The sequence below is a fragment of the Neisseria sp. HMSC070F02 genome (genome assembly GCF_001814225.1).
Classification (GTDB): domain Bacteria; phylum Pseudomonadota; class Gammaproteobacteria; order Burkholderiales; family Neisseriaceae; genus Neisseria; species Neisseria meningitidis.
In genome coordinates this window covers 32,572-44,399 of the sequence record NZ_KV815435.1, presented here as the reverse complement: position 1 = coordinate 44,399, position 11,828 = coordinate 32,572, and the positions used below count along the sequence as shown (strand labels likewise).

The 11,828-nt window shown below is 47.1% G+C and carries 10 protein-coding genes and 1 pseudogene; 10 read left to right on the top strand and 1 reads right to left on the bottom strand.

From position 1 onward, the window contains the following. Positions 1 to 196 precede the first annotated feature (196 nt). Positions 197 to 1,036, bottom strand: a complete 840-nt coding sequence (gene htpX, locus HMPREF2959_RS06305) for a protease HtpX (RefSeq protein ID WP_002219495.1) — start codon at positions 1,034 to 1,036, stop codon at positions 197 to 199. A 214-nt stretch (positions 1,037 to 1,250) separates the two neighbouring features. Here htpX and adk point away from each other — a divergent pair, with 214 nt between their 5' ends. The 10 genes and pseudogenes from adk to HMPREF2959_RS12105 all read left to right on the top strand — a co-directional run bounded on the left by adk (position 1,251) and on the right by HMPREF2959_RS12105 (position 11,633). Next, entirely contained in the window at positions 1,251 to 1,898 is a 648-nt protein-coding gene (adk, locus tag HMPREF2959_RS06300) for an adenylate kinase (RefSeq protein ID WP_002213936.1), read from the top strand. Positions 1,899 to 2,423: 525 nt separating this feature from the next. Then, on the top strand, positions 2,424 to 3,164 hold the full coding sequence (pyrF, locus tag HMPREF2959_RS06295; RefSeq protein ID WP_002243429.1) for an orotidine-5'-phosphate decarboxylase: 741 nt from the start codon (positions 2,424 to 2,426) through the stop codon (positions 3,162 to 3,164). Positions 3,165 to 3,218: 54 nt separating this feature from the next. Beyond that, positions 3,219 to 4,190 carry an ADP-heptose synthase gene (gene hldA / locus HMPREF2959_RS06290; protein WP_002217546.1) on the top strand — a complete coding sequence of 324 codons (972 nt, stop codon included), beginning with the start codon at positions 3,219 to 3,221 and terminating at the stop codon, positions 4,188 to 4,190. 36 nt (positions 4,191 to 4,226) lie between these two features. Continuing rightward, positions 4,227 to 5,462: a DNA cytosine methyltransferase gene (locus HMPREF2959_RS06285; RefSeq protein WP_002213933.1), complete on the top strand. Its 1,236-nt coding sequence runs from the start codon at positions 4,227 to 4,229 to the stop codon at positions 5,460 to 5,462. 1 nt (position 5,463) lies between these two features. Further along, positions 5,464 to 6,583 (top strand): annotated as a pseudogene (locus HMPREF2959_RS06280) (HNH endonuclease). Positions 6,584 to 6,623: 40 nt separating this feature from the next. Further along, positions 6,624 to 7,628: an ADP-glyceromanno-heptose 6-epimerase gene (rfaD, locus tag HMPREF2959_RS06275; protein WP_002235657.1), complete on the top strand. Its 1,005-nt coding sequence runs from the start codon at positions 6,624 to 6,626 to the stop codon at positions 7,626 to 7,628. Positions 7,629 to 7,700: 72 nt separating this feature from the next. Further along, a complete protein-coding gene (locus HMPREF2959_RS06270; protein ID WP_033908905.1) occupies positions 7,701 to 9,251 on the top strand; it encodes a type I restriction-modification system subunit M in 1,551 nt (516 codons plus the stop codon). Continuing rightward, positions 9,248 to 10,258 (top strand): virulence RhuM family protein, encoded by a 1,011-nt coding sequence (locus HMPREF2959_RS06265; RefSeq protein WP_002213929.1) that lies wholly within the window; start codon positions 9,248 to 9,250, stop codon positions 10,256 to 10,258. The genes HMPREF2959_RS06270 and HMPREF2959_RS06265 overlap by 4 nt, the downstream gene beginning before the upstream one ends. Before the next feature lie 165 nt (positions 10,259 to 10,423). Next, positions 10,424 to 11,020: a restriction endonuclease subunit S gene (locus HMPREF2959_RS12110; RefSeq protein ID WP_002235659.1), complete on the top strand. Its 597-nt coding sequence runs from the start codon at positions 10,424 to 10,426 to the stop codon at positions 11,018 to 11,020. Then, on the top strand, positions 10,992 to 11,633 hold the full coding sequence (locus HMPREF2959_RS12105; RefSeq protein ID WP_079885938.1) for a restriction endonuclease subunit S: 642 nt from the start codon (positions 10,992 to 10,994) through the stop codon (positions 11,631 to 11,633). The genes HMPREF2959_RS12110 and HMPREF2959_RS12105 overlap by 29 nt, the downstream gene beginning before the upstream one ends. Positions 11,634 to 11,828 lie beyond the last annotated feature (195 nt).

Here is an 11,828-nt window from a genome sequence, read left to right as displayed (position 1 = left end):
GCCGTACTGGTTTTTGTTAATCCACTATATTTTCTGTCCGGATACGGTTTATCAGGGTATATCAATGCGGCGTATCCGGTGCGGAAATGGATACGGTTGGTGCCGGTATGGCAAACCCGATGTTTTCAGACGGCATTGGTTTACTATGAAAAAACCGTACTGCTTGCGCGTACGGTTTTTGTCGTTTCAAATCGGCTCAGAGCGATTTGAGGCGGGCGATTCGGTTGTCCAGCGAAGGGTGGGTGCTGAGCAGGGAGTCGCGCGTATCTCCGGCGATGCCCATTGCGTTCATTTCTTCGGGCAAATCGACCGGGTTGCCTTTGAGCCTTTGCAGGGCGGAAATCATTTTCGGCGCGCCGACCAGTTTTGCCGCGCCCGCGTCGGCGCGGTATTCGCGTTGTCGGCTGAACCACATGACAATTAAGCTGGCAAGGAAGCCGAACAGGATTTGGAATACCATGCTGACTAGGAAATAAGTTCCCTGCGACTGGCTGCCGTCGTTGTTTCGGGCAATCAGGTTGGCAATAATGCGCGACAGGAACACGACAAAGGTATTGACCACGCCTTGAATCAGCGTCAGCGTAACCATATCGCCGTTGCCGACGTGTGCCATTTCGTGCGCCAATACGGCTTCCACTTCGTCGCGCGTCATATGGTCGAGCAAACCGGTGCTGACGGCGATCAGGGAGCTGTTTCTCGATGCGCCCGTGGCAAAGGCATTGGGTTCGGGGGAGTGGTAGATGGCGACCTCGGGCGTTTTCAGGTTCCATTGCCGCGCTTGGGCTTCGACAGTGTTCAAAAGCCAGGCTTCTTCTTCGGTGCGCGGCGTGTCGATAACTTCCGCGCCGACCGATTGTTTGGCGATGAATTTGGACATCAGCAGCGAAATAATCGAACCAGTGAAGCCGACGACGGCGGAATACGCCAACAGGCTGCCCGTGCCGCCCCGGCTGTTGATGCCCAAAACCGCCAAAACAATGTTGATTACGACCAAAACAGCGATATTGGTAGCCAAAAACAGAAAAATTCGTTTCACGGATGTTCCTTTTTGGTAGGGTGTGATGTTTTGAAATTTTGGGGATTGTCCCAAAAAGTTGCCGGCTTGTGAATATCAGACTCGGCAAAGGTATGCAAAACATTTGCTTGCAAATGGCAGTTTGTGCAGTTGGTTTTTGAACTATTGTGCCAAGCCGTGTAGAATCGTAAACCATCTGTTTGATTCCAATAAACACATTTCAAAGGATCACTTCATGAAAGCATTACTTTTAGGCGCGCCGGGCGCGGGCAAAGGCACTCAGGCGCAATTCATCACCGCCGCGTTCGGCATTCCGCAAATCTCTACCGGCGACATGCTCCGCGCCGCGATTAAGGCTGGCACGCCCTTGGGTTTGGAAGCGAAAAAAATCATTGACGAAGGCGGCTTGGTGCGCGACGACATCATTATCGGCATGGTCAAAGAACGCATCGCGCAAGACGACTGCAAAAACGGTTTCCTGTTCGACGGTTTCCCGCGCACATTGGCACAAGCCGAAGCGATGGTTGAAGCAGGCGTGGATTTGGATGCAGTCGTTGAAATCGACGTGCCTGACAGCGTGATTGTCGACCGTATGAGCGGCCGCCGCGTGCATTTGGCTTCCGGCCGTACTTACCACGTTACCTACAACCCGCCCAAAGTCGAAGGCAAAGACGACGTAACCGGCGAAGATTTGATTCAGCGCGACGACGACAAAGAAGAAACCGTGAAAAAACGCCTTGCCGTTTACCACGAGCAAACCGAAGTTTTGGTCGATTTTTACAGCAAACTGGAAGGCGAACACGCGCCTAAATACATCAAAGTTGACGGCACTCAGCCGGTAGAAGCCGTGAAAGCCGAAGTATTGGGCGCATTGGGCAAATAAATCGAAAAGGTCGTACCCACGGGCAGGCTTCGCACTCTGAAAACAGAAAATCAGGTTTTCAGACGACCTGTTTTTGATAAACAGCGTGTTGCAACCGAAAAATAATCATTTGGCGTCATTCCCGCGCAGGCGGGAATCCATTTCTGAATTTGGGCAATCGCTGTTTAAATCTGATGAACTGAGTTTTATCAATGGATTCCCGCCTGCGCGGGAATGACGGCTGATGTACCGGTTCAAATTTATCCGAAACAGTTTGTCGGAGGCTTGAGTCCGCGTAGGTCGGACATCAATGCCCGACCTACGGTTTGAATTTACGTTGTTATAGTGGATTAACAAAAATCAGGACAAGGCGACGAAGCCGCAGACAGTACAGATGGTACGGAACCGATTCACTTTGTGCTTCAGCACCTTAGAGAAGCGTTCTCTTTGAACTAAGGCGAGACAACGCCGTACCGGTTTAAAGTTAATCCACTATACTGCGAAAAAGACGATAAAGGTCGTCTGAAAACCCGAAACGAAAACACTATGAATCCTTTAATCTCCGACTTCCAAACTCCGCAACAACGCACCCCCGTTATCGTCGCCCTTGATTTTGCCAACGAAAAAGACACGCTCGGATTCGTCCGCAACCTTGACCCGACATTGTGTCAAATCAAAATCGGCAAAGAGCTGTTTACCGCGACGGGACGCAATTTGGCAGAAAGCTTAATCAATCAAGGTTTCAAACTTTTCCTCGATTTGAAATACCACGATATTCCCCACACCGTCGCGCAAGCCTGCAAAGTCGCTGCCGATATGGGCGTTTGGATGGTCGATATGCACGCATCGGGCGGCCGCCGTATGATGGAAGCCGCAGCAGAAGCCGTTGCCGGATACGGCACGAAGCCGCTCTTAATCGGCGTAACCGTGTTGACCAGCATGGAACAAAGCGATTTGGCGGAAATCGGTTTGAACACCGCCCCTGAAGAACAAGTCATCCGCTTGGCGAAACTGGCGCAAAGTTCGGGCTTGGACGGCGTGGTCTGTTCCGCCCAAGAAGCCGCGCCGCTGCGCCGCGAATTGGGACAGGATTTTGTCTTGGTCACGCCCGGCATCCGCTTGGACGTTGCCGACAATAATGATGACCAGCGCCGCATCATGACACCGGCCGAAGCCTTGGCTGCCGGTTCGACTTATTTGGTAATGGGTCGTCCTGTAACCCAAGCTGCCGATCCGGTAGCCGTATTGCGCGAAGTGAACCGCGTGGCAAACCTTGAAGCAAACTGATTTTCAGACGGCCTTACAGGCTGAGGCCGTCTGAAAAAATACAACGGAGGCAATATGTCCGCCAAGTTCCAACAAGAAACCCTCAAATCCCGTTTCGCGCAAGCCAAAGTCCTGGTTGTCGGCGACGTGATGCTCGACCGCTATTGGTTCGGCGATGTGTCCCGTATTTCGCCCGAAGCCCCCGTGCCGGTGGCGAAAATCGGACGAATCGACCAACGCGCGGGCGGAGCGGCAAATGTCGCGCGCAACATCGCTTCGTTGGGCGGCAGGGCAGGGCTGTTGTCCGTAACCGGCAACGACGAAGCCGCCGACGCGCTCGATGCGCTGATGGTGCAGGACGGCGTCGCCTCCTATCTGATGCGCGACAAACAAATCGCCACCACCGTCAAACTGCGCGTCGTCGCCCGCAACCAGCAGCTTATCCGTCTTGATTTTGAAGAACATCCCAACTGCGAAGTGTTGGAACAAATCAAGCAGAAATACCGCGAAATCTTGCCCGAATACGACGCAATCATTTTTTCAGACTACGGCAAAGGCGGCCTGTCGCATATCTCCGATATGATCGATTGGGCGAAACACGCCGGCAAAACCGTCTTAATCGACCCCAAAGGCGACGATTACGAAAAATATGTCGGTGCAACTCTGATTACGCCTAACCGCGCCGAATTGAAAGAAGTGGTCGGCAGTTGGAAAAACGAAAGCGAGCTGACCGAAAAAGCGCAAAACCTGCGCCGCCACCTCGACCTGACCGCCGTTTTACTGACCCGAAGCGAAGAAGGCATGACCTTGTTCAGCGAAGGCGAACCGATTTACCAGCCCACCCGCGCCCAAGAAGTTTACGACGTATCCGGTGCGGGCGACACCGTCATTGCCGGAATGGGCTTGGGTTTGGCGGCAGGCTGCACCATGCCCGAAGCCATGTACCTTGCCAATACTGCGGCCGGGGTTGTCGTGGCGAAACTCGGTACGGCGGTTTGCTCGTTTGCCGAATTGATCAAGGCATTGTCAGGGCAATCAACAATGTAGTTTTCATATTGATAAGATAAACAGAACGATATAAGTATGACTATTTCGACAATGGCACAGACACACGATACTCGATTACAAAAAACTTTGCTCTTTCCCAGTCAACAAGGTTGGAAATCTAAAACTTTTCTTAAACCTGATTCACATATTAGATTAGCAACCGTATTCAGCGGGATTGGTGCGGTTGAACAGGCATTCCACCGATTAAATTTAAACCATACCATTGTTTTTGCAGGAGATATTGATCCATACGTTAAAAAAAGTTATCTTGGAAACTATAAATTAAATGAAGATTTTTGGCATAACGACATTACTCAATTTGATGCGAGAAAGTTTAGAAATCAAGTTGATATTTTAGTTGGAGGCAGTCCTTGCCAAGCATTTTCCATGGTTGGCAAACGTGCAGGATTAGAAGATACACGAGGAACATTATTCTATGAATTTGCTCGCGTTGTGGATGAAGTCCAACCAAAGATATTTATTTATGAAAATGTAAAGGGCTTGCTCAATCATGATAATGGAAAAACTTGGAAAGTTGTAAAAAGTGTTTTTTATTCACTTGGTTATGACTTATATTTCCAAATAATGAATAGTAAGGATTATGGGATTCCTCAACATCGTGAGCGTATTTTTGTTGTTGGCTTTCATACCCCTCCTATAAATGGTTTTCAGTTTCCTGAAAAGATTGAATTAGAACATACTATGCAAGATTTTTTGGAGGACTATACTGATAGCAAATATTTTTTACGTGAAAAGGGTGTGAAATTTGTTACCAGTTCTAAAAATAGACAAAAACGTTATACACAGATTAATGGAGAAATTGCCTTATGCCAAAAAGCAAATCAACAATTTAATTGGCATGGTGATTTTATTTTTCAGGCAGCCCGCGAATCTGAATTTGATGACTTTATTTTTGATGTAAATAACGTTGAGGAAAAATATTATCTTTCTGAAAAAATCAAAAATTATGTTTTGGCAGGAGGAACAAAAAATTTTAAAACCAGTACGGAAACTGATTTGCCTGTAGCTCGCCCATTATTGCAAACTATGCATAAAATGCATCGTGCCGGGGTTGATAATTATGTTACTCATAATCGTGGACGTATTCGTAAATTAACACCTAGGGAATGTTTGCGGCTAATGGGTTTTAGAGATGATTTTAAAATTTTAGTTAGTGATACTCAAATGTATCGCCAAGCGGGAAACAGTATTGTTGTTGATGTATTAATCGCTATATTAAAACAAATGGATATTACGCTTTATGGAGAGTAAAATGCCGGATTTTCAAAGAATTACTATTGAAAACATAGAGTATTTTATTGTCGATAGTATTCAAAATTTACGTGCGGAAGATAGTTTTATTCACAGGAATAACAAGTTATCTGTTTTTGGTGGTAATGGGGAAGCACGCAAATATGTAGGTAGTTATATTGATGATAGTGGTCGAAAACTAAGTACATTTTTTGAGTATGAAAATTGGGGGATTACTGAGACAAAAAATGGAAGGAGGGTAGAATATCCTTTCATTCAGAAAAATTGTTTTTTTAATAAGAAAAATTTACAGCGTTATTTGGTTGATGCAAAAGTTGAATATCACAAACAAGAACAGAAATATCATCATGATATTTCAAGGTTTTATGATGATTACGTTTTAAGTATTAATAATCTGCCTACAGAAAATATTTTCTTTTCAATCCATGATGTATCAGACCATTTGGAAAATTCTAAAGGTTACCGTAGGGGTTATATCCGTTCGGAGGATGATATATGGTCAATTTGGCGTAAGATTGTATTGCCCAAAATTAGTTATTTATCAATTCTTAAACTATTGCCTGTCAAAGATATAGAAGATTCAGAACCATTATTTTATTTCCGAATATTTTTGGATTATCAATTTCGCTCTATCGTGCACCCGCAACTCTTATCAAGAGAAAAATTAGAAATACCGGCTTCAGAATTTAATCAATTCGTAGAGCAAGAAATCATTAAACAGAAAAGTAGAAAAGGGCAGCAGAAATATCGCAAGGATGTTATAAATCATATGTCGCAATGTCCATTTACATTAATTACAGATGAGATTTTGTTAAGGGCTAGTCATATTAAACCTTATATGGTTTGTATTACTGAGAAAAATGAGAAAGAGGCATTAGATTATTTAAATGGGTTAGCTTTAACGCCGACTTATGATTGGTTGTTCGATCAAGGTTATATTACTTTCTTGGATGATGGTCGTTTGATTTGCGGTACTCGACTAAGCCGTTACACATGGGAAAAACTTAATATCAATCCAAATGCAAAAAATTAAGATGAGAATATATCCCGAAGGAAGAGAAAAATATTTGGAATATCATCGCAAATTTGTGTTTCAGGACAATATCGATGATTTCTTGTAACTAAGTTTATTAATTTTACTCAAAACAAAGGAAACCGAATATGACCATCATCGTAACAGGCGCGGCCGGCTTTATCGGCAGCAACATCGTCAAAGCACTTAATCAACGCGGTATTACTGACATTGTTGCCGTCGATAATTTGAGCAAAGGCGAAAAATTCAAAAACCTTGCCGAGTGCGAAATCGCCCATTATCTCGACAAACACGAATTCATCCGCCAAGTGAGGGAACACATTTTACCTTATCAAAACATCGAAGCCGTTTTCCATCAAGGCGCGTGTTCCGATACGATGAACCACGATGGTTTGTATATGATGGAAAACAACTACCAGTACACGCTGGATTTGCTGGACTGGTGTCAGGACGAACGCATCCCCTTCCTTTATGCCTCCAGTGCGGCGGTTTACGGCAAAGGAGAAATCTTCCGCGAAGAGCGCGAACTCGAAAAACCGCTCAACGTGTACGGCTACTCCAAATTCCTGTTCGACCAAGTATTGCGTCGCCGCATGAAAGAAGGTCTCACCGCCCAAGTCGTCGGCTTCCGCTACTTCAATGTTTACGGACAACACGAACAACACAAAGGCCGCATGGCATCCGTCGCCTTCCACCACTTCCACCAATACCGCGAACACGGTTACGTCAACCTGTTCGGCAGTAACGACGGCTACGGCAACGGCGAACAAACCCGCGACTTCGTCAGCGTCGAAGACGTTGCCAAAGTCAACCTCTACTTCTTCGACCATCCCGAACTTTCCGGCATCTACAACCTAGGAACAGGTCGCAGCCAACAGTTTAACGAACTCGCCGCTGCCACCGTCAACGCCTGCCGCGCCGCCGAAGGCAAACCTGAAATGAGTTTAAAAGAGTTGGTAGAAGAAGAATTTATCCGCTACATCCCATTTCCCGACGCGCTCAAAGGCAAATACCAAAGCTTCACCCAAGCCGACATCACCAAATTGCGCGAAGCCGGATATAAGGAAGAATTTTTCGATGTCAAATCAGGCGTCGACCGCTACGTCAAATGGATGCTGGAAAATTTGGCTTAATTTGAATGCCCGTAAAAAATCGTCTGAAAATATCAGGCGATTTCGATTTGTTTAACTTTTATATGGATTTCGATGATGACCGAAATGCAACAACGCGCCCAACTGCACCGCCAAATTTGGAAAATTGCCGACGAAGTACGCGGCGCGGTGGACGGCTGGGACTTTAAACAATACGTTCTCGGCACACTTTTCTACCGCTTTATCAGCGAAAACTTTACCGACTATATGCAGGCAGGCGACAGCAGTATTGATTACGCCGCTATGCCGGACAGCATCATCACGCCCGAAATCAAAGACGATGCCGTCAAAGTCAAAGGCTATTTCATCTACCCCGGCCAGCTTTTTTGCAATATTGCCGCCGAAGCCCATCAAAACGAAGAGCTCAACACCAAGCTGAAAGAAATTTTTACCGCGATTGAAAGCTCCGCCTCCGGCTATCCGTCCGAACAAGACATTAAAGGCCTGTTTGACGACTTCGACACCACCAGCAGCCGGCTCGGCAGCACCGTTGCCGACAAGAACAAACGCCTTGCCGCCGTCCTAAAAGGCGTGGCGGAACTCGATTTCGGCAGTTTTGAAGACCACCACATCGACCTTTTCGGCGATGCCTACGAATACCTGATTTCCAACTACGCTGCCAACGCAGGCAAATCCGGCGGCGAATTTTTCACCCCGCAAAGCGTATCCGTATCCAAGCTGATTGCGCGGCTGGCGGTGCACGGGCAGGAGAAAGTAAACAAAATCTACGACCCAGCTTGCGGCTCGGGCAGCCTGCTCTTGCAGGCGAAAAAACAGTTTGACGAGCACATCATCGAAGAAGGCTTCTTCGGGCAGGAAATCAACCACACCACCTACAACCTCGCCCGCATGAATATGTTTCTGCACAACGTCAATTACAACAAATTCCACATCGAATTGGGCGACACACTGACCAATCCCAAACTCAAAGACAGCAAACCCTTTGATGCCGTCGTTTCCAATCCGCCCTATTCCATCAACTGGATAGGCAGCGGCGACCCCACCTTAATCAACGACGACCGCTTTGCCCCTGCAGGCGTACTCGCCCCGAAATCCAAAGCCGATTTTGCCTTCATTCTGCACGCACTGAACTACCTTTCCGGCAGAGGCCGCGCCGCCATCGTCTCATTCCCCGGCATTTTCTATCGCGGCGGCGCAGAGCAGAAAATCCGCCAATATCTGGTGGAGGGCAACTACGTGGAAACCGTCATCGCCCTTGCGCCCAATCTCTTTTACGGCACCGGTATCGCCGTCAATATACTGGTTTTGTCCAAACACAAAGACAATACCGACATCCAATTCATCGACGCAGGCGGCTTCTTTAAAAAAGAAACCAACAACAACGTCTTAACCGAAGAACACATTGCCGAAATCGTCAAACTCTTCGCCGATAAAGCCGATGTGCCGCATATCGCCCAAAACGCCGCCCAGCAAACCGTCAAAGACAACGGCTACAACCTCGCCGTCAGCAGCTATGTTGAACCCGAAGACACCCGCGAAATTATCGACATCAAACAGCTTAACGCCGAAATCAGCGAAACCGTTGCCAAAATCGAACGGCTGCGGCGTGAAATTGACGAAGTGATTGCAGAGATTGAAGCATGAGCATCATCCTATACACCGCCAACGACGGCACTGCCCAATTTGCCTTGCAGGAATTTGGCGGACAGCTTTGGCTGACGCAGGCGGACATGGCAGAACTGTACCAAACCACCAAACAAAATATCAGCAAACACATTAAAACCATTCTTGCAGAGCAAGAATTGGAAGAGAAGGCAACTGTCAACTTCCAGTTGACAGTTCAAAATGAAAACGGGCGCAAGGTAAACCGCAAAATCGCCCATTATTCCCTGCCCATGATTATTGCCGTCGGCTACCGCGTCCGTTCCGCGCGGGGCATCCAATTCCGCCAATGGGCAACCGAACGGCTGGACGAATATCTGACCAAAGGCTTTGCCATAGACGACGAACGCCTGAAAGGCACAGGCGGCGGCGACTATTGGAAAGAACTGCTCAACCGCATTCGCGACATCCGCAGCAGCGAAAAAGCCCTATACCGGCAAGTGCTTGATTTATATGCCACCAGCCAAGACTACAACCCCAAAAGCAGCGAAAGCCAAACCTTTTTTGCCGCCGTTCAAAACAAACTGCACTATGCCGCCAGCCGGCAAACCGCAGCTGAGCTGATATACAGCCGTGCCGACAGCAGCAAAGACTTTATGGGGCTGACCACCTTTCAAGGCGCAATCCCCACGCTGAATGAAGCCAAAATCGCCAAAAACTATCTGACCGAAGACGAACTGTTCCGCCTGAACCGTCTGGTTTCCGCCTTCTTCGACCTAGCGGAAATCAAAGCGCAGGAGCAAAGCCCCATGTATATGCGCGACTGGATAGCCGAATTGGACAAATTTTCCGGGCTGTACGGACAAGGCACATTACAGGGTGCAGGCAGCATCAGCCGCAAACAGGCAGAGCAGAAAGCCGAACGCGAATACCGCGCCTATGAAGCGCGCATCCTGTCGCCGGTGGAGCAAGCCTATCTGGAAAGCGTTAAAGCGTTGGAAAAAACAGCCGTGCAACAGATCAAACAGAAAAAAGACCGCACAAAATAACTACCATTCAGGCTACCTGAAAAAGCAGCCTGCACACCATTGCAGGCAGCCTGAAAGCAGGACGGACTTCAGCCCGCAGAAATAACGGCAAACGGACAGAGTGAGCCGAAGCACCCCACAACCGCCCCACATCCCGCCACAGCGGGAAAGAAACGGAAAACAACCATGGATATGCAAAGCAAAGCGAAAAAATTGATTGAGATGATTCAGACGGCACCGGTGGAGTGGAAGCCGTTGGGTGGAGAAAATGGGATAGCTATCATAAAAACAGGACAAGCTGTAAGTAAGCAGAAAATCTCAAATAATATTGGTAGTTATCCAGTTATTAACAGTGGCAAAGAGCCGCTTGGCTATATTGATGAATGGAACACTGAAAATGACCCTATCGGCATCACAACAAGAGGAGCGGGAGTCGGCTCAATAACGTGGCAAGAAGGAAGATATTTTCGTGGCAACTTAAATTATGCAGTTACTATTAAGAATAGAACAGAATTGGATGTTCGTTTTCTCTATCATATATTACTTGAATTTGAACAAGAGATTCATGCCTTATGTACATTTACAGGTATTCCTGCTCTAAATGCCAGTAACTTGAAAAAATTATTAATCCCTATCCCACCCCTGGAAACCCAACAAAAAATTGTAAAAATACTTGACAAATTCACCGAGCTGGAAGCTGAATTAGCCCTGCGCAAACGCCAATACCGGTATTACCGCGACTTTCTTTTAGATTTTGACAATCAAATCGGGGGGGATAGCTGATGGCTATCAATGCCGTCTGAAAGATGTGGTTTGGAAGACGTTGGGGGAGGTGTTTGACTTGAAGAATGGCTATACCCCTTCCAAATCAAATAAAGAATATTGGGAAAATGGCTCAATCCCTTGGTTTAGAATGGAAGATATTAGGGAAAATGGTCGTATTTTAGATAATTCATTACAGCATATATCAAAAAGCGCAGTAAAGGGCGGTAAGCTATTTCCAGCCAATTCTATTATCATGGCTACATCTGCAACCATAGGTGAGCATGCACTAATAACCGTTCCATTCTTAGCCAACCAAAGATTTACCAGTTTATCTTTAAAGCCTGAATTTGCCGATAAACTCAGCATTTATTTTCTTTATTACTATTGTTTTAATCTTAGTGAATGGTGCAAAAAGAATACGACAACATCGAGTTTTGCTTCTGTGGATATGAATGGTTTTAAACGCTTCCCAATCCCCATCCCTCCACTCCCCGAACAAGAAAAAATCGTCGCCATCCTCGACAAATTCGATACCCTGACCCACTCCATCAGCGAAGGCCTGCCGCACGAAATCGCCCTGCGCCGCAAACAATACGAATATTACCGCGAACAGCTGCTTGCCTTTCGGTAGGGTGGGCTTCAGCCCACCGAAAAAAACGGCAATCTGCAACAACAGTAAAACAAGGGCAGGCGGGGCGGTGGGCTGAAGCCCACCCTACGGTGAGCGGCAACCGCCCCGCATTCCGCCGCAGCGTGTGGAAACCGGAAAATATGGCGATAGATGCTCAAAACAAAGAGAAAAACCCGATTGGGATGATTCAGACGG

Coding starts and splice junctions, on each gene's coding strand:
- HMPREF2959_RS06265 (WP_002213929.1), top strand. CDS start 9,248: ATGAGCATCATCCTATACACCGCCAACGACGGCACTGCCCAATTTGCC.
- HMPREF2959_RS06270 (WP_033908905.1), top strand. CDS start 7,701: ATGATGACCGAAATGCAACAACGCGCCCAACTGCACCGCCAAATTTGG.
- pyrF (WP_002243429.1), top strand. CDS start 2,424: ATGAATCCTTTAATCTCCGACTTCCAAACTCCGCAACAACGCACCCCC.
- HMPREF2959_RS12110 (WP_002235659.1), top strand. CDS start 10,424: ATGGATATGCAAAGCAAAGCGAAAAAATTGATTGAGATGATTCAGACG.
- rfaD (WP_002235657.1), top strand. CDS start 6,624: ATGACCATCATCGTAACAGGCGCGGCCGGCTTTATCGGCAGCAACATC.
- HMPREF2959_RS06285 (WP_002213933.1), top strand. CDS start 4,227: ATGACTATTTCGACAATGGCACAGACACACGATACTCGATTACAAAAA.
- hldA (WP_002217546.1), top strand. CDS start 3,219: ATGTCCGCCAAGTTCCAACAAGAAACCCTCAAATCCCGTTTCGCGCAA.
- adk (WP_002213936.1), top strand. CDS start 1,251: ATGAAAGCATTACTTTTAGGCGCGCCGGGCGCGGGCAAAGGCACTCAG.